This window comes from Huaxiibacter chinensis (assembly GCF_022171985.1).
GTDB classification, from domain to species: domain Bacteria; phylum Pseudomonadota; class Gammaproteobacteria; order Enterobacterales; family Enterobacteriaceae; genus Enterobacter; species Enterobacter chinensis_A.
Map to the genome: position 1 here is coordinate 566,734 of NZ_JAJVHF010000003.1, position 17,427 is coordinate 584,160.

A 17,427-nucleotide genomic window follows, 5' to 3' on the forward strand; every position below is an offset into this window, starting at 1 on the left:
CGTGCTCCAGAGTTAAAGGGAGGTGTGCTGGGGTGAAAAACAGGCAAAACGGTCGCTGAGCAGCGGATAACTGGCCGCGCCGGGTAATTCAAAATGCCACCATTCACTGGTGATGCCGACAAAGCCCGCGCCAAACATAATCGCGTTGAGCAACAGGCGATTGCGCTGCGCATCAGGCGGCACGGAGGGATGATATTGATGGGAACGATCGTGCATTTCATCGAAGCCCGCCCCCATATCCAGCGCCTTGCCGCTCTCATCCAGCAGGGTCACATCAATCGCCGTGCCGCGGCTGTGGTTGGAGCCAATGGACACATCGACGACGTACTGGGGATCGGGACACGCCTGCCACAGTTGCGCCTGCGCCTGTTGTGGACGGTAAGCGTCATAGACCGCCAGCCTGAGACCGGCGAGCGTGGCAATACCGATCGCCTTTGCCAGCGCGGTGATGGCGTCGGGATGTAATAAGCACAAGGCGTCCTGATATATTGGCCGCCCGGTGATGTTGTCTGCCGTGGCGTATTTCAGGTCGATATGCAGGGCGGGAAAGGTTTTCGCCACATCAACCAGTTGACACTCTTCGGGCATAGCTGCGCTCCTTAACGTTCGAATTGACCAAACTCTTGTTGTAATTGCCGGTTTGCGGCCAGGCGGACGGGGAGGGTATCGCCCAACGCGTCTACCACCCCTGACAGCAGCAGGTTGAACAGGCAACTCACCGGTGCCAGCGAATCCCAGAAATGCCCGGTATCCGTTTTCACCTGTAATAAATCGATGGGATAATCCCGCGCCCAGGGGCACCAGATATCGGTAATTAGCGCCATGGGAATCGCTTTCTCACTGGCAACGCGACAATACTGGCGGGCTATCGCCGAATAGGCGCGTGTATCGGTCAGCACAACATAAGGGCGGGGACATTCAGAGTTCAGCGACTCCACCCAGCTACCTGACAACCCTTCGGAATAGCTCACCCGCGGGCGCAAATACTCAAGATGGCTGAAAAAGGCGTTGGCAATTCCACGTGTCGACTGAATGCCCAGAACAAACACGGTCTCTGCATGGGTCAGCTGATAAACGATGCGCTGAAATACGGCGCTTTGCGCCAGCTGGTACACGTGCTGAATGGCGTCAACTTCCAGTGACAGCGAATGTTGCGCGCGATCTGACAACGCACGTTGTTGCTGCCATGAGTCGAGGCGCTCATTCATGCCCCACGGTTGATAAACCGTTTGAGGGAGCTCGCGCAGGCTCTTTTTAGCATCTTCCAGATTGCGAAAGCCCAGCTTGCGCAGAAATCGCCCCACGGTGATGCCGCTGGTTCCGGTGATGAACGCCACGCTTTCTGCGGTTTCAAACGGGATCAACGTGGTATTTGCCTGCATCCAGCTGGCGACGCGCTTTTCGCTGGGTGTCAGCTGGCTAAAGCTACTTTTGATTCTGTTGAGCAATTCCGGTTGTATCGTCATGCCGCCTCGCTGTTAACAGGCTGTCATTTCTGCTGCGACTGTTATTTGACTAACAATGCACGACGCGTGCCATGTCGACGGGACGCGCGTTATCGCCTTCGCTGTAAAATCTTTGCAATATTTAATTAACCTTCGCACAACATTTGTGCAGCGTAGTGCAGCGTAGTGCAGTTTTGGTGCAGAGGCAGGAAGGAATGATGAATACGTCAGAGCCTTCACACTTTTACGCTACTATAGGGGCAATGTTTGCGTTGAAAGGGATAAGCGACATGGCTAATTTGCCGTGGCGGATGAGTTTGCGCCTGCTGTCTGCTTTGAAAAAAGCGGCGCTGGTGGTGGGGATACTTCTTGCGGTCCTGCTGGCCGTGCGCGTGTACGTCTCGCAACAGGGCCCGGCGTTACAGCCCTGGCATACCTGGCACGGGGAAGAGATGTCCGCCCGCGAGATAGACAAGGTAAGCTTTGCAGAGTATCAGGCGCAGGAGCAGCGTATTTTTCGTGATATGCAGCGCGAGGTCACCGCGAAACTGACGCCGGAAACCCGTACGCCGATCAATCGTTACTGGGGGCAAAGCCTCGTCTGGCCTGAAAAATTCAGCCACAACTGGAATCACTCGTTTGTTTTGATGCCGACAGGCGAGCCGAAAGGCGCCGTGGTTTTGCTCCATGGTCTGACGGATTCGCCCTACAGCGTGAAGCGTCTGGCCCAGAATTATCAGCAGCACGGTTTTGTCGCCGTGGTGCCTCGTCTGCCGGGACATGGCACGGCGCCGGGCGCGTTGACCAACGTCAAATGGGAGGCATGGCTTGCGGCAACGCGTCTGGCCGTGCGCGAGGCGACGCGCCTGGCGGGGGATAACGTGCCGCTGCATCTGGTGGGCTACTCCAACGGCGGGGCGCTGGCGATGAAATATGCCCTCGATGCGCTCAGCGATCCGGCCTTGCGTCATCCCCAGCAAATTGTGCTGCTTTCGCCGATGATGGGCGTCACCGCGTTTGCCCGTTTCGCTGGCCTGGCGGGGCTTCCTGCCAGGCTGCCGGCCTTTGCGAAATCCGCCTGGCTGAACATCTCGCCGGAGTATAACCCCTTCAAATATAACTCCTTCCCGGTGAATGCCGCCCGCCAGTCGTGGTTATTAACTAAATCCTTACAGCAGGAGATGAGCGAAGCCGTACGCCGCAACCAACTCAAGGGTCTGGCGCCCGTCCTGACATTCCAGTCGATCATGGATTCTACGGTGAGTGCCCGGGCGGTAGTGAATACTCTCTATAACGCGCTACCGGCGAACGGCAGCGAACTGGTGATCGTGGATATTAATCAGGCCGCCAGTTTCCGTCCTCTTTTCAGGCCGTCGACTTATGATGCCGTTAACGCTCTACTGCCGCCCGCCCCAAGACGTTACACGACCACGGTGATCACCAATGCCTCACCCGCCACGCTGGAGACCGTTGCGCGAACAACCGTCGCCGGGGAGCAGAGCGAAAGGGTATCACCGATGGCGATACCCTATCCCGCCGACCTCTTTTCGTTGTCGCATGTGGCGATCCCGTTCCCCCCAACGGACGATCTATACGGAAGCCAGCCGCTTAATCCCCGCCGTTACGGGATTAATCTCGGGACACTTTCGCTGCGCGGGGAAACCTCCGTTCTGGTGGTGAATATGGATTCGCTGATGCGCGTGACCTCAAATCCATTTTTTGACGATATGGTGAGGCGTATCAACCAGCATCTTCCGCCAATACCCCCTGGCACGGATAAACCTTAATTACCCTTTTGCGGATAATTTGATTTATCCGCAAGAGGGGATACTGAAACCATCGCGCTGATATAAACGGCAAAGTACATTCACAAGGCTAATCAATGAGCAGGCAGGCAGGAAAGCAGAGACTTGAAACGATAACCATTGGTGATGCTCACAAAGTATGTTAAAAAATAGTTTATAAACGTAATCATCAAGATGGATATCTTTGCTGTGCTTACCACTCTCATTTATCGAAGCCAGTTAAATACATCCTGTGAATCAATTGGCCTCGAAGCCATAATCGAAAAAGCGAAACGGCGTAACAGCGAAGCAGGGATTACCGGTATTCTGTTGTTTAACGGAATCGATTTCCTGCAAATTCTGGAAGGTTCAGAAGAGAGCGTCGTACGGCTTTATCATAAAATCCGCGTCGATAAGCGTCACCAAAGTGTGGTTGAGCTTATGCGGGACTATGGGCCAAGACGACGTTTTGAAAACGTCGGGATGCTTTTATTCGATCTCAGGGCCGAATCTCCGCGCTCGGTGCTGGAGCGTGTTTTGCGTTACAGCAAACTCGAACGTTATCTCACCTCTGACGATCGGGTCTTTAAATTTATCCAGACTTTTATTACCCGGCCAAAAACGGTGAGCGAAAAGAGGCAGGTATTCGCTGGTGAGGAGTGGCAGCTTGAGGCTGAAAAGGCGCCTTTCGGCGACAGTCTGGCGTTGCAAACGAAACAGCCGTGCCAGTTTGCTTTCCAGCCAATCGTTGAACCCTCTGAAAGGAAAATCACCTCGATTGAAGCGCTCATCCGCGGGAACGACGGCGGCAGTCCGGAGCAGTTCTTTCAGGCTATTTCGCCCGACGATATCTATAAAATCGATCTTGAGACCAAAGCCTGGGCCTTTTCGCTGGCCGAGAGGCTTGGCATTGGCGATCATAAAATCGCGATCAACCTTTTACCTATGTCCCTGGTCAATGTTCCTGACGCGGTTGAGTATCTGGTGAATCAAATAAGTCAGTATCACCTCTTACCGGAGCAGGTCGTTATTGAGGTGACGGAGAATGAGATCATCTCTGGTTTCAATCAGTTTCATAGCGCCATTAAACAGCTGCGGGCAGCAGGCATCGGGCTGGCCATTGATGATTTCGGGTCAGGTTATGCCGGGCTTTCGCTCCTCACGCGTTTTCAACCGGACAAGCTTAAAATCGATCGGGAAATTATCAGTAATATCCATCTGAGCGGCCCGAAGCAGGCCATTGTGAAATCGATCGTTAGCTGCTGTACCGATCTTGAAATCACGCTGGTAGCAGAAGGCATCGAAAAACTCGAAGAGTGGCACTGGCTTGAATCAGCGGGGATTAAACGTTTTCAGGGGTTTTTATTTGCGCGTCCTCAGTTAAACGGCGTGGGTAAAATTCACTGGCCGCAGCCCGCGTTTTAGCGGCTCTTCAGGGCATACAAAAGAAGACGGCAGGATAAACCTGCCGTTTTTTATTACGCCACGCCGGTACCTCCGTCAGAACACCAGACCTGACCTGATGCAAAGGAGCAGGTGTCCGAAGCAAAGAGCACGTAGAGCGGCGCGATTTCAACAGGCTGACCGGGACGACCAAGCGGCGTATCCTGGCCAAACTGCTGCACTTTTTCCTGCGGTTGACCGCCACTGGACTGCAGCGGCGTCCAGTACGGGCCTGGCGCGACGGCATTGACACGGATGCCACGTGGACCCAGCTGTTTTGCCAGTGACTTGGTAAAGGCCACGTTGCAGGCTTTGGTCTGAGCGTAGTCCACCAGAATTTCGCTTGGCTTAAAGGCCTGCACAGAGGAGGTATTAATAATGACCGCACCCTCTTTAAGATGGCGAAGCGCGGCTTTGGTGATCCAGAACGGGGCGTAGACGTTCGTTTTGAAGGTGGCGTCGAAGTCGGCGGTCGTCAAGTCTTCAATCGCCTCACAATACTGTTGTCGCCCGGCGTTATTGACCAGGATATCAAGCCCGCCAAGGGCAGAGACCGCTTTCTCAACGAGCGTATCGCAGAATGACTCCACGCGAATATCACCCGGAATCGCAACGGCAGTCCGTCCTTCCGCCTGGATGAGGGCGATAACCGACGCGGCATCGGACTCTTCTTCCGGCAAATAACCAATCGCGACATCCGCACCTTCGCGGGCGTAGGCAATCGCCACGGCGCGACCGATCCCTGAGTCACCGCCCGTAATCAGGGCTTTTTTCCCTGCCAGTTTTCCGGAACCGATATAGCTGGTTTCACCATGGTCGGGTAAGGGTTTCATCTCTGATGCCAGCCCTGGCGGCTGTTGCGGTTGTTCAACAAAGGGGGGACGTGGATAGTGCATTGTCGGGTGTTTCTCTGTTGTCATACCGGCCTCCTGATTAATCGAAACTTAAGCTTAGTCACAAAATTCATACTCCATGTTGAAAACCGAGAAAAAATCAGAATCCTACCTGGTCCCGGTATGATGACCGCCGTTCCCCCCGCAAATGTTGCGGTCTGGTCTAAGCTTGTTCTTCGTAACCACCTTGGTTGTCGGTGAAATGAGGGAACAGAATGGCTATAAAAACCTTCACAAAACAGTGGGGCGCGGAGTTTCGCTCGCCCGATAGCGCCTGTTTTCGACTCTGGGCGTCGGGACAGGAAAACGTCACCCTGCGGCTAGCAGGGGTCGACCATCCAATGGAAAAAGCAGGAGAGGGCTGGTTCGAGCTGACAGTCCAGCCCGTTTCACCAGGGATGGAATATCAATTCATTCTTGACGACAGGACGGTGGTGCCCGATCCAGGATCACGCGCGCAAAAAGAGGACGTCAATGGTCCCTCATTGCTTGTCGATCCTATGAACTACACCTGGCAGCATACCCGCTGGCAAGGTATCGCCTGGGAAGAGACGATTGTCTATGAGATGCATATCGGCACCTTTACCGCGGAAGGGACATTCCTCGCAGCGATTGAAAAGCTCCCGTATCTGGCTGAACTGGGTATCACGCAGATTGAAGTCATGCCCGTCTCGCAGTTTGGCGGCTCGCGCGGGTGGGGATATGACGGCGTGCTCCTTTACGCGCCGCATTCCGCATACGGCACGCCAGATGATTTTAAGGCGTTTATTGATGCTGCCCATGGCCTGGGGCTGGCCGTGGTGCTGGATATCGTACTCAATCATTTTGGTCCGGAGGGCAACTATCTGCCGTTGCTCTCGCCTGACTTTTTCCACCAGGAGCGGATGACGCCCTGGGGGAACGGCATCGCCTATGACATAGCGCCCGTGCGGGACTATATCGTGGATGCGCCCCTGTTCTGGCTCAGCGAATACCGTCTGGACGGCCTGCGTTTCGACGCCATCGATCAGATAGAAGACACATCCGAACGGCACGTCCTGATTGAGATCGCCGGGCGAATTCGGAAGCAGATTCAGGATCGCGCCATCCATCTGACCACCGAAGACAGCCGCAACGTGGTGTTTCTCCATCCCCGGGCAGAAGACGGCACGGCACCGCTGTTTACCGCAGAGTGGAATGATGATTTTCACAATGCAGCGCACGTTTTTGCTACCGGCGAAACGCACGGCTACTACCAGGATTTTGCCCATGAACCTGAAAAGAAATTTGCCCGGGCGCTTGCTGAAGGTTTTGTCTATCAGGGAGAACGCTCCCTGCAAACAGGCCAACCGCGCGGCGTAAACTGTCAGAATCAGCCGCTCACGTTCTTTGTCGATTTTATTCAAAACCACGACCAGGTGGGGAACCGTGCGCAGGGTGAACGGCTCACCACGCTGGCGGGGACTGAGAAAACCCAGGTGCTTCTCGCTGCGCTGCTGCTGTCGCCGCATATTCCGTTGCTGTTTATGGGCGAAGAGTATGGCGAGACAAACCCTTTCCTGTTCTTTACCGACTTTCACGGCGAGCTGGCAAAGGCCGTGCGTGAGGGAAGAGCAAAAGAGTTTACCGGACACGCGGGCCACGATGACGCAGTCCCGGACCCTAACGATCGGCAAACCTTCCTGCGGTCAAAACTGGACTGGCGCAAAATCGCCACGGACAAGGGAAAACGGTGGTTACGCTTTACGCGTCATCTTATCGAACTACGTCGACGTGCGATTATCCCGTTACTGTCCGGCAACCCTCACGCTGAGGGAAAGGTCGTGCAGGCGGCCGAGGACTCTGTTGCCGTCAGCTGGACGTTCGACAAGGGAACGCTTTCCGTTGCGCTCAATATCGGCGACAAACCGACAGAATTGCCTGAGCAGCCAGGAGAGACGCTCTTTAGCTGGCCGGACGCGCAACCTCCGGCCATTGTGGTTCGCTTTGATCAACGAGAGGCCTCATCATGATCCCATCGTCGACGTACCGTATTCAGTTTCGTCATGACATGACCTTCGATCGCGCGGTGGGCCTGGTGCCGTACCTGAAACAACTCGGAATTAGTCATCTTTATGCGTCGCCAGTATTCACCGCGACGACCGGTTCCACGCACGGGTATGACATCACCAATCCGAACGAAATTGACCCCGCCATTGGCGGTCGCGCGGGATTTGACCGCCTGGCGCAAACCCTGAAGGCTGAAGGCATGGGGTTGATCCTGGATATTGTTCCCAATCACATGGCCACTTCGCTGGAAAATTTCGCCTGGCGGGATGTGATCGAAAAGGGGAAGAGCAGCCAGTACGCAGACTATTTTGACATTGACTGGTCCCGACCCATTACGCTGCCGTTTTTGGGCGATACGTTTGAGAACGCATTACGCGCGGGTGAGATTACACTTGCCCGCTCGCCGTTAACCGGTAAGCCGGCCATGGTGTATTACGAGAATTATTACCCGTTAACGCCGCCGAGCTGGGAAGGGCGCGAACAGCAGATTCTGGCGATGACGGATGAAGAGAGCATTACCGCCCTGCATAACGCGCAGCCGTGGCGACTGATGTCCTGGCGCGACGCGCCCCGCGCGCTATCATGGCGTCGGTTTTTTGAGATAACCGGCCTGGTGGGCGTGCGGGTTGAAGATCCTCGCGTCTTTGACGACACGCATAAACTGATTCTGGAGCTGGTGCATTCTGGCGCGGTTGACGGATTGCGTATCGATCATGTTGATGGCCTTGCCGACCCGGAAGGTTATCTCAACAGATTGCGGCAGTTAACGGGGCCTGATTGTTACATCACGGTTGAGAAAATACTGGGTAAAGGCGAGCAGTTGCCGGAAAGCTGGCCGATCTCTGGCACAACGGGCTATGAATTTATCGCCTCGCTTGCTGAAGTGCTGGTCGATGATGAAAAGCTTAACGCCTTGCGCCTGGCGCATGCTCAGGCGACAGGCCATGCGGGGGACGCTGATGCGGCACTGCGGGATGCGAAAGGATTAATGGTGGATCGCAATTTTGAGGGCGAATTCACTACCCTGGTGACGCTCGGATTGCAGATTGCTGAAGATAACGGGGAAAAGGCAGACCGCGAAACCTTCCTGCACGCGCTGCGGGAATTGCTGATTGCTTTTCCCGTCTATCGCACCTACGGCACGGCATCTGGCTTGCCGTCTCAGGACGTCCTGCTGCTGCAAAAGCTGGTGGCCCGCCTTTATGATCTGGAGAATCCGCCTGATGCCCGTTCCCTGGATCTTATTCTGCGCATCATGTCAGGCGCGGTGGCTGATGCTTCACAGGCGAGCGCATCACGGTTCCGAACCCGATTCCAGCAGCTTACCGGCCCGCTGATGGCGAAATCCGTTGAGGATACGCTCTTTTTCCGCCGAAACATGGATCTTGCCCTTAACGAGGTGGGCGCGGATCCCGCGCCGCGCGCGTTTTCGCTTTCCCGTTTCCATCAGGAGATGCGCATCCGCTTGTCCCGCCAGCCCGATGCGCTGCTGGGCACCTCCACCCATGACACCAAACGGGGAGAAGATGCCCGCGCCAGGTTGTATACATTGACGGAAGCGCCAGAGCTGTGGGTGGCGTCTCTGGAAAGATGGCGGCAGATGAACCAGACGCAGGTTCGTTTTCTGAATGACGGCACCGCACCTAACGCCGCGGATACCTGGATGCTTTATCAGGCCCTGGCGGGCGTGTGGCCAGCCACCTTAACGCCGGATGATGCCGAAGGGCTTGCGGAACTTGAAGAGCGCTTTGTCGGGTTTACCGAAAAGGCGTTGCGCGAAGCGAAGCTGCGAACCGACTGGATCGACAGCAATGAAGACTATGAAGCAGTTGTGCTGGATTACGCCCGGTATTTGCTTTCACCGGAAAACACGCTTTTCCTGCAGGATTTTCACACTGCACTCCAGCCGTTTATTCGAGCCGGGTTGATGAATAGCCTGACGCAGACCGTGATCAAACTGACGGCCCCTGGCGTGCCCGATATTTATCAGGGCAGTGAAGGGCTAAACTTCAGCCTTGTCGATCCCGATAACCGGCGCGAGCCTGACTTTACCAAACTGGTCCACGACCTCGCGGGGGAAAATGTGGCCTGCTTTGAAGACGAAGCGTGCTGGCGTGATGGCAGGCTAAAGCAGTACGTCACGGTCACTCTTTTACGTCTGCGACGGGATAAGCCAGACTTGTTTCGCTATGGCGACTGGATCCCGCTTAAAGTGGAGGGGGACAGGGCAGAAAATGTCATTGCGTACGCCCGCGAGCGGGATAACGAAGCCCTCGTGGTCATTGTTCCGCGCCTGATGTTTGAGAGCGTCTCCCGGGAGGTTAACATTGCCGACGACGACCACTGGCGCAACACCGTCGTCACGCTACCGGAAACCTTATCGCACAGACCCTATCGCGATGCGTTCAGCAACGAGATCATGACGTCCGGTGAGAGCCTTGACCTGACAACGGCCGCAGGAAATATCCGTGTCCTGTTGACTGAGTAAGGCGAGTGGTCAAAGACAAAACCTTACACACCAGGTTGTTGAAGATTCACCGTTATCGTTTATCATCGGTGCGTCTTCTCATCTTAGGTCGTTATGCGCAATCGTCAGCTTCTGGGTAAAGGGTTTTTGATCATCACGCTTCTGGCTATGGCACTTTGCCTGGTTCAGCGTGCAGCGTATCTACACCATTTTTTCCAGGTTGCTGAGACCTCCGCAACGACATCCCTGATTCTGGACTCTACCGTTCAGGATCAGGCTAACGAAGATCTCGGGCCCTCGCCGTGTCAACTGAGCGGCCATTCGCTCCTCGGTGCCCAGCCCCTTTTCTTTGACGGGGCCTTACCCGCCGTTATTCTCTTCCTCGCGCTGCTGGCCTTGTTCACTGAACGGCGAACGCTGGTCTTCAGAGACGAACCTTATCAGGCGCCGCCGCGCCGAATACACCTTATAAACTGCGTTTTTCGAGAATGAGTTAATCGTTCTACACGGTTAATTTTCATATTCACGGAGAACACAATGTTGACTATTTTCAGGGGCCTGGTCCTCCTGTTGCTGTCTGTCATGGGTATGGCCCATGCAGCAGATACAGGCTGGCTGGTTTCCCCGCAGAACGATCACGCGCGGGTCCGCTTTCAGGCAGAAAGAGACCACGATCGCATTAAAGGCCTGTTAACGGTCGAACTTCAGCAAGGCTGGAAAACGTACTGGCGATCGCCGGGTGAAGGGGGCGTTGCGCCGCAAATCACCTGGCAGGGTGAGACACAGTCAGAGTGGTTCTGGCCTGCGCCTTCCCGTTTCGATATTTCGGGCCTGACAACCCAGGGATATCACCATAAGGTGGTGATTCCGCTGGCGATCACGGCACGCCAGAATGAGGTGCTGGACGGAACGCTGACCCTTTCTACCTGCAGCAACGTCTGCTTACTGACCGACTATCAGCTGCATCTGGATTTTAACCAGCCGGTAGACGAAACGTTCCAGGCCCGTTTTGACGACGCCATGCGCCATATCCCGCCGAAGAAGGGCCTCTCTGACGATCTCGCCGCCCATCTGGAGGGCGATCGGTTAATTATTACCGGAACGCGTTCGCAAGGCTGGTCATCGCCGGGGGCGTACTTCGATCCGCTTGAAGGCGATGTCCTGCCGGGTGAACCAACCTTCAGGATTGAGGGGCAACGTCTGACGATCTCCACGCCCGTAACGGACGAATGGGGAGACAAGCCTGCCACGCTTGCCGGTAAAACACTCTCATTTGTACTGACCGATGGCGACACGGCTCAGGAAACCGAACTCGTTCTGGATGCGGACAGGGCGTCGGCCCCTCCGGCGCCGGCTGTCAGTCTGGTGAAAATGCTGCTCTTTGCGTTCATGGGTGGGTTCATTCTTAATCTGATGCCCTGCGTGTTACCGGTGATGGGGATGAAACTTAGCTCGGTGCTGCATGCGGGTTCCGACAAAGGCAAAATCCGCCTGCGTTTTCTGGCAACCAGCGCCGGTATTTTGACCTCGTTTGCGCTGCTGGCACTGATGCTGACGGGACTCAAACTCACCGGCGCCTCGCTGGGATGGGGGATTCAGTTTCAGAATCCCTGGTTTATCGGCCTGATGGTCGTTGTGACCTTTATCTTTGCGATGAACCTGTTTGGCGCATTTGAATTTTTACTGCCTTCCTCTGCCACGGGCAGGATGGCCACGGCGGGCGGCAGAGGCGTAGCGGGCAGTTTTTGTGAAGGCGTTTTCGCTACGCTGCTGGCAACGCCCTGTTCAGCACCGTTCCTTGGAACCGCGGTCGCCTTTGCTCTTGCAGCCTCTTTGCCGGATTTATGGCTGATCTTCGGGACGTTAGGGCTGGGGATGAGTGCGCCCTGGCTGCTGGTCGCGCTCATACCCCGTATGGCGACGCTGTTGCCACGTCCGGGCCGGTGGATGAATACGCTCAAGATGGTGCTTGGGCTGATGATGTTAATTTCCAGTCTCTGGCTGGCGACCCTGCTGAACCTGCATTTAGGTGAACGGGCAGGAGGCCTGCTGAGCCTGGTCATTGTGATACTGGCTATCGCCGTTATTGTGGTTTCGCGTCCGTCTACGCGCCTTCTCTGGCCGGTCGTTATGTTGCTGGCAGCCTTTGGCGGTTACCAGGTAAACGATCTGCTCCGTCCACGCGCATCCCCATTAGCGCTGGAAGAAACAACAGCGCAGCGCATTCAGTGGCAGCCGCTGAGTGAGGAGGCCATTACCCTCGCGCTTGCCGACGGGAAGCGCGTATTCGTCGATATTACCGCCGACTGGTGCGTCACCTGTAAGGTGAATGAACTCCGGGTGTTGAGTCAGCCAGAGGTTGTGGCGGCACTCAGTGAGCCTGACGTCATTGCCCTGCGGGGCGACTGGAGCCAACCGTCTGACACCATTGCCGCCTTTTTGCAAAAGCGAAAGCGGTATGCCATTCCCTTTACGGAGGTGTATGGCCCCGGTTTAAGTGACGGTGTCACTTTATCGCCCCTGCTTGATCAAAAATCGGTGCTTACCGCCCTGAACAACGCGAAAGGTTAAATGACAATGAACAAGATATTCCTGACCCTGATTCTGTTTGTTACATCGCTTCAGGTTTTTGCCGCACCCGCACTCAGCCCGGAACAAGAGGCGCGAGTACAGGCGCTGGTAAAAGAGACGTTACTCGATCATCCTGAAATACTTGCCCAGGTGGCTGATAAGCTGGATCAGCAGAATGCGCAGGCAAGCCAGGACGAGATGAAAAAAGTGGTCAGCCAGAATCAAGATTTTCTGTATAACGATCCTGATTCACCGCGTATTGGGGCAAAAAACCCCAGGCTCACGCTGGTCGTATTCACCGATTACAACTGTCCGTACTGCAAAAAGTTTGACCCGTATCTGGAAAAAATAGTGCGCAAGTATCCGCAGGTTGCCGTCGTCTTCAAGTTCCTGCCTTACCGCGCTGAAAGCTCGGTGACCGCCGCCCGGGATGCACTCACCGTGTGGCGTTCCCGTCCGGACGATTTTTTGAAATTTAACGATATTTTGATGCTGAAAAAGGGTTATCACGACGACAACAGCATTCAGGAAGCGAAAAAGAAAGCTGGCGTGGTGGTCGATAAGCCCGACGACATGAGCCTGGAGACGCTGAAGAAAAGCCTGGCGGTCGCGGAAAAACTGGGCATTCAGGGAACGCCTGCAACGCTCATCGGTGATGAGATGCTCGGCGGCTGGGTGCCTTACGATCGGTTTGAAACCATGGTAAAGGACGCGTTGAAAACGCAATAACCGGGCGCGGGGGCCGATGTGCCCCCCAGTAACAAGGTGAAATCAATGAAATCGATACTTCTCGCAAGCAGCGGGTTTATCTCCGCACTGGCCTTTGCCTCGGGCGATATTCCGCCTGTCGTTAAGCAGTTTGGCGAACAGCAAAATATAACGATTGTGAAGGAAATAGATGCCCCCGGCGGGATGAAAAGCTGGCTTGGGCAATATCAGGACATGGGGGTGACCCTGTTTTTGACGCCGGATGGAAAACACGTCATCTCTGGTTATCTCTATGATGAAAAAGGGAAAAACATCAGCGAAGCGTATTTCCAGAAGGAGCTGTACATCCCTCTGGGACGTAAAATGTGGGAAACGCTGAATAATGCGCATCCGTTAAAAGAGGGCGCTGACAGCGCTAAACGAAAAGTCTTTGTGTTTGCCGATCCGTTCTGTCCCTACTGCAAAGCGTTCTGGGCAAAGGCGCAGCCGTGGGTGAAAGGCGGAAATGTGCAACTGAATACGCTGCTGGTGGCCTACCTGAATCCGAAAAGCGGCAGAAATGCCACGGCCATTCTGAATGCTGACGATCCGGTGGCAGCATGGACGGCGTATGAACTGTCGAACGGGAAGACATTGCCAAAATTTGAGGGGACAACGTCACGGGAGACTTTCGATTTGCTCCAGCATCACCAGACGTTAATGGATGAGTTAGGGGCAAACGCCACTCCCGCGATCTATTACATGAATGACAGGAACGAGCTACAGCAGGTAATCGGAATGCCGGATGAAAAACAGCTCACCGACATGTTTGGCCCTAAACCTGAGTAATCTGCAAAAAGGGGGTTACGACCCCCAACGCGTTTTTAAATAGTTGACGGCGTCCTGCGCCTGCGGCTGATTAAGATAGTCCTCCCTGAACAGAATGGTGCCATCAATGTGCGGTACCGTTTCGTTCAAATCGAGCTGCTTTTTCAGCTCAGGCACGCCGCCACTGACCGTCCAGTCTGGCTCAATCCTGGAGGGCTCGCCCACCTTATACAGCGCCACCCCGATATAAAGTCGCGTGCCCGTCGGTTTCACCACATCCGCCCACCATTTGGCTAAAACATCATAGCGGGCCGCTTTTCGCGAGAACGGCCAGTAAACCTGTGGGGCGATATAGTCCAGCAGACCTTTCTGTACCCACAATCGCGTATCGGCGAAGGCCTCGTCATAGGCTGCCGCGCCGGATGTTTCGGAGCCTGCGGGATCGTGAGAGCGGTTGCGCCAGACGCCGGCGGGGCTTACGCCGAACTTCACGTTAGGGTTTAACTGTTTAACCGTTTTCGACACCTGTGAGATCAGCATTTCGGTGTTATGACGCCGCCAGTCGGCTTTAGAGGCAAAACCCGCCCCGTATTGCCTGAACGTCTGGTTATCGTTCAAGGTTGAGCCTGGCGTTTCGGTGTAGAAATAATCGTCGAACTGGACGCCGTCGACCGGATAATGTGCAACCACTTCCGCCACGATACTGGTTATCCAGTCTCTGACTTCCGGAATGCCCGGATCGAGAACAAAACGATCGCTTGCGGAGCGGATCCAGTCGCGATGCAAGACAAAAACGCTGGCAGGATTAAGGGAGATCGTGCGGTTTAGCTCTGCCACGGTTGACGGCTTCGTATTGGTCGTGACCCGATAAGGATTGAACCAGGCATGGACCTTCATGCCGCGTTTGTGTGCTTCTTCGAGCATAAAGAGCAGCGGATCATAGCCAGGGTCGAGGCCAATTTGGCCGGTTAACGTATCAGACCAGGGTAAAATTTTTGAGGGCCACAGCGCCGTCCCGTCAGGCTTTACCTGGAAAAAGACGGTATTAATTCCCAGGCTTTTCAGTTTATCCAGCTTGTCGGTGAGCGCTTTTTGCTGCACGGCGTTGCGTGTGCGGGCGTTCGTGATACTGGCGGATGAAACGGGCGGCCAGTCCAGGCGGGACACCGTTGCCAGCCAGATCCCACGCATCGGCGGCTGATTGTTAGCATTTTTATCTGGAAGAGGGCGTTTAGCAACCGGCGGGAGCGGAGTGACCAGTGATTTGGGGGGTGTGGAAGTACAACTGACCAGCAACATGGCGCAGGCAACCAGGGTTGTCAGGCGCGTAATTTGTCGTGTCATCGTTTTAGCTCTTTTTAGTCTGACCCTGAGTCCACGGATTAAATGCCGGTTCGTCAGGTCCTGCATCATGCAGATCGTCCAGTGAATCCAGATAAAGCGCTTCGACCTCAGCGCGAGCCCACGGCGTACGGCGTAAAAATTTCAGGCTGGATTTTACGCTCGGATCTTTTTTAAAACAGTTGATGCTAATGAGTTGGCCCAGCTTATCCCATCCATAATGTGCCACCAGGGCGTTAATTTGCATTTCAAGCGTAACGCCGTGCAAAGGATCGTTGGAAGTATGCGCCGTCATGTGAAGTCCGTAAATTCAAAAAAGTGGGAAGAGTGATAAGCAAGGGAAGGTTACAAGAAAGCAGGGTGACCAGCAATGACATCAGCACGCACAAAGACTTTATCTCAATGTACTGTAGATGTTCGATGAATTCACCAGCGGCTTTTAAGCATAGCCTGAGTGAGCACGATGATTGCCGGATAAGGAGATAGGCTAATGGGGATAAAGTTGTTTGTTAATGGCCAGCGTTTCACTGGCCACCATGACTGTCAGACGCACATCGCTGCCGTGGCGCTGTGTTGTCCTGCCTGCGCGTTACACAGGTAAGATCCCGGTAATCAGAGCAGCAGCAAGCGCACAAATACTCATGATCCAGACTTTTGACATCGAATGTTTGATGTGTTCATCAACGCGCAAATTCAATAAATTCAAGCCGAGATGCGTAGCGGGGATAACCGGGCTCAGCAGTAGCCCAATCTGTTCAGTAATAAGCATGGCTATCGTCACGTGCAGGGGCGAGACGCCAAAGCTCTGCCCAAGGCCTACAGCGAGGGGCAGGAGGGCGAAATAAAATGCATCTGAACCAATGATTATCACAACAGGCACGCTGAACGCAGCCAGAATCAGGTAGAGGTAGGGCCCGAGACTCGTTGGGAAAATTTCCGCAATCTCGTTTACCAGTACCTTTATGATTCCCGTATTTTGTAAAATACCCACAAATACGCCGATCGTTAAAAATATAACGATGACCGGGAATATGGTCAGAGCATAATCTTTTATCTTCTGCTGCGCTTTTTTCGCATCAGGATAGTTAATTATCACCGCTAATGAGAATGCGATCATAAACAAGAAATTGCCTGCCACCAGCCCTGAAACCAGTATCACAATAGTGGCAATCACGAGCGTAAAATTCAGCTTCAGCAACCATGGGCTTTGAATCGTGTTGCTGGTTAACATTTCGGTACGCATAGCGTGGAACGCGCCCGGGGAAATACCGGCGCCGCCTCGATTTTCAACTCTGGCCATATACCAGCACAGAATAACACCCAGCCCAAACAAAATGGCCTGTAGCGGAATGAGACGATAGTAAACATCCAGTATATCAAGATGCGTAACCGCGATCGCTCTGTTAAGCGAGCCTCCCCACGGCGTAATCCCTGTCACACCGACCCCGACGGTTATCAGCAATAAAAGCGTTTTTTTGCTGATGTTCATTTTTTCATAAATCGGCAGGAGCGCGGGCACTGTAACCAGCAGCGTGGCGTAAGCGTTGCCATCAAGGCTGCATATTGAGGCAATCACCAGGGTGGCCAGCAGGACAGAGAACGTGGAGGCTTTTACGAAACGTAAAATAAAACGTACGATGACGTCGAAAACACCGGCTTCTTTCATCAGGGTGAAAAACATTGCGCTGAATGCCACAAGGGTTGCCGTTCCCACCACCGATTTTAAGCCCTGCGCAACGTATTGTCCGAGCTCTTTAAATCCAAACCCACATATCAGCGCGGCAATTGTGGGAAGCAAAATAAATAAAATGCTGGGGGGAAAGGTATTCTTTAATAAACACCAGGTTAAAATAATAAACATTATTATCCCGGTGATAAGCATGAGAGACATAGCAGGCCTTATTATTGTAGGGTTTATCAGAGACGTAGCTAGCCTGCGC

14 protein-coding genes are annotated in these 17,427 nt (G+C 54.3%); 8 read left to right on the plus strand and 6 right to left on the minus strand.

The annotated features are described in order from the left end of the window. Positions 1-12 precede the first annotated feature (12 nt). Positions 13-588, minus strand: a complete 576-nt coding sequence (gene ddpX / locus LZP96_RS11600; protein WP_064326160.1) for a D-alanyl-D-alanine dipeptidase — start codon at positions 586-588, stop codon at positions 13-15. Between the two features lie 11 nt (positions 589-599). Continuing rightward, positions 600-1,466 carry a MurR/RpiR family transcriptional regulator gene (locus LZP96_RS11605; protein WP_064326159.1) on the minus strand — a complete coding sequence of 289 codons (867 nt, stop codon included), beginning with the start codon at positions 1,464-1,466 and terminating at the stop codon, positions 600-602. A gap of 269 nt (positions 1,467-1,735) precedes the next feature. On the opposite strand from LZP96_RS11605, the gene LZP96_RS11610 reads away from it, so the two are divergent. Further along, positions 1,736-3,232: an alpha/beta hydrolase gene (locus LZP96_RS11610; protein ID WP_064326158.1), complete on the plus strand. Its 1,497-nt coding sequence runs from the start codon at positions 1,736-1,738 to the stop codon at positions 3,230-3,232. Positions 3,233-3,439: 207 nt separating this feature from the next. After that, entirely contained in the window at positions 3,440-4,654 is a 1,215-nt protein-coding gene (locus LZP96_RS11615; protein WP_064328131.1) for a diguanylate phosphodiesterase, read from the plus strand. A 53-nt stretch (positions 4,655-4,707) separates the two neighbouring features. Here the strand turns inward: LZP96_RS11615 and LZP96_RS11620 are convergent, their stop codons facing one another. Beyond that, on the minus strand, positions 4,708-5,592 hold the full coding sequence (locus LZP96_RS11620; protein WP_064326157.1) for an SDR family oxidoreductase: 885 nt from the start codon (positions 5,590-5,592) through the stop codon (positions 4,708-4,710). A gap of 188 nt (positions 5,593-5,780) precedes the next feature. On the opposite strand from LZP96_RS11620, the gene treZ reads away from it, so the two are divergent. The 6 genes from treZ (at position 5,781) to dsbG (ending at position 14,167) form a co-directional block, all read left to right on the plus strand. Beyond that, the gene (gene treZ, locus LZP96_RS11625) at positions 5,781-7,556 is read left to right on the plus strand and encodes a malto-oligosyltrehalose trehalohydrolase (RefSeq protein ID WP_064326156.1); all 1,776 of its coding nucleotides are present in this window, start codon (positions 5,781-5,783) and stop codon (positions 7,554-7,556) included. Beyond that, on the plus strand, positions 7,553-10,081 hold the full coding sequence (gene treY, locus LZP96_RS11630; RefSeq protein ID WP_064326155.1) for a malto-oligosyltrehalose synthase: 2,529 nt from the start codon (positions 7,553-7,555) through the stop codon (positions 10,079-10,081). Before treZ ends, treY begins: the two co-directional genes overlap by 4 nt. Positions 10,082-10,174: 93 nt before the next feature. Then, on the plus strand, positions 10,175-10,552 hold the full coding sequence (locus tag LZP96_RS11635) for a hypothetical protein (protein WP_064326154.1): 378 nt from the start codon (positions 10,175-10,177) through the stop codon (positions 10,550-10,552). A gap of 45 nt (positions 10,553-10,597) precedes the next feature. Further along, on the plus strand, positions 10,598-12,631 hold the full coding sequence (locus LZP96_RS11640) for a protein-disulfide reductase DsbD family protein (RefSeq protein WP_064326153.1): 2,034 nt from the start codon (positions 10,598-10,600) through the stop codon (positions 12,629-12,631). A 6-nt stretch (positions 12,632-12,637) separates the two neighbouring features. Beyond that, positions 12,638-13,360: a DsbA family protein gene (locus LZP96_RS11645; protein ID WP_064326152.1), complete on the plus strand. Its 723-nt coding sequence runs from the start codon at positions 12,638-12,640 to the stop codon at positions 13,358-13,360. 45 nt (positions 13,361-13,405) lie between these two features. Beyond that, positions 13,406-14,167 (plus strand): thiol:disulfide interchange protein DsbG, encoded by a 762-nt coding sequence (dsbG, locus tag LZP96_RS11650; RefSeq protein ID WP_064326151.1) that lies wholly within the window; start codon positions 13,406-13,408, stop codon positions 14,165-14,167. A 15-nt stretch (positions 14,168-14,182) separates the two neighbouring features. Here dsbG and LZP96_RS11655 read toward each other — a convergent pair whose 3' ends face one another. The 3 genes from LZP96_RS11655 to LZP96_RS11665 form a co-directional block, all read right to left on the minus strand. Next, positions 14,183-15,490: a glycoside hydrolase family 10-like protein gene (locus LZP96_RS11655; protein WP_064326150.1), complete on the minus strand. Its 1,308-nt coding sequence runs from the start codon at positions 15,488-15,490 to the stop codon at positions 14,183-14,185. A gap of 4 nt (positions 15,491-15,494) precedes the next feature. Then, positions 15,495-15,782 carry a VF530 family protein gene (locus LZP96_RS11660; protein ID WP_064326149.1) on the minus strand — a complete coding sequence of 96 codons (288 nt, stop codon included), beginning with the start codon at positions 15,780-15,782 and terminating at the stop codon, positions 15,495-15,497. 294 nt (positions 15,783-16,076) lie between these two features. Beyond that, on the minus strand, positions 16,077-17,378 hold the full coding sequence (locus tag LZP96_RS11665) for an SLC13 family permease (protein ID WP_064326148.1): 1,302 nt from the start codon (positions 17,376-17,378) through the stop codon (positions 16,077-16,079). Positions 17,379-17,427: the final 49 nt, after the last annotated feature.

Coding starts and splice junctions, on each gene's coding strand:
- LZP96_RS11665 (WP_064326148.1), bottom strand. CDS start 17,378: ATGTCTCTCATGCTTATCACCGGGATAATAATGTTTATTATTTTAACC.
- LZP96_RS11660 (WP_064326149.1), bottom strand. CDS start 15,782: ATGACGGCGCATACTTCCAACGATCCTTTGCACGGCGTTACGCTTGAA.
- LZP96_RS11620 (WP_064326157.1), bottom strand. CDS start 5,592: ATGACAACAGAGAAACACCCGACAATGCACTATCCACGTCCCCCCTTT.
- ddpX (WP_064326160.1), bottom strand. CDS start 588: ATGCCCGAAGAGTGTCAACTGGTTGATGTGGCGAAAACCTTTCCCGCC.
- treY (WP_064326155.1), top strand. CDS start 7,553: ATGATCCCATCGTCGACGTACCGTATTCAGTTTCGTCATGACATGACC.
- treZ (WP_064326156.1), top strand. CDS start 5,781: ATGGCTATAAAAACCTTCACAAAACAGTGGGGCGCGGAGTTTCGCTCG.
- LZP96_RS11610 (WP_064326158.1), top strand. CDS start 1,736: ATGGCTAATTTGCCGTGGCGGATGAGTTTGCGCCTGCTGTCTGCTTTG.
- LZP96_RS11645 (WP_064326152.1), top strand. CDS start 12,638: ATGAACAAGATATTCCTGACCCTGATTCTGTTTGTTACATCGCTTCAG.
- LZP96_RS11640 (WP_064326153.1), top strand. CDS start 10,598: ATGTTGACTATTTTCAGGGGCCTGGTCCTCCTGTTGCTGTCTGTCATG.
- LZP96_RS11605 (WP_064326159.1), bottom strand. CDS start 1,466: ATGACGATACAACCGGAATTGCTCAACAGAATCAAAAGTAGCTTTAGC.
- LZP96_RS11655 (WP_064326150.1), bottom strand. CDS start 15,490: ATGACACGACAAATTACGCGCCTGACAACCCTGGTTGCCTGCGCCATG.
- LZP96_RS11635 (WP_064326154.1), top strand. CDS start 10,175: ATGCGCAATCGTCAGCTTCTGGGTAAAGGGTTTTTGATCATCACGCTT.
- dsbG (WP_064326151.1), top strand. CDS start 13,406: ATGAAATCGATACTTCTCGCAAGCAGCGGGTTTATCTCCGCACTGGCC.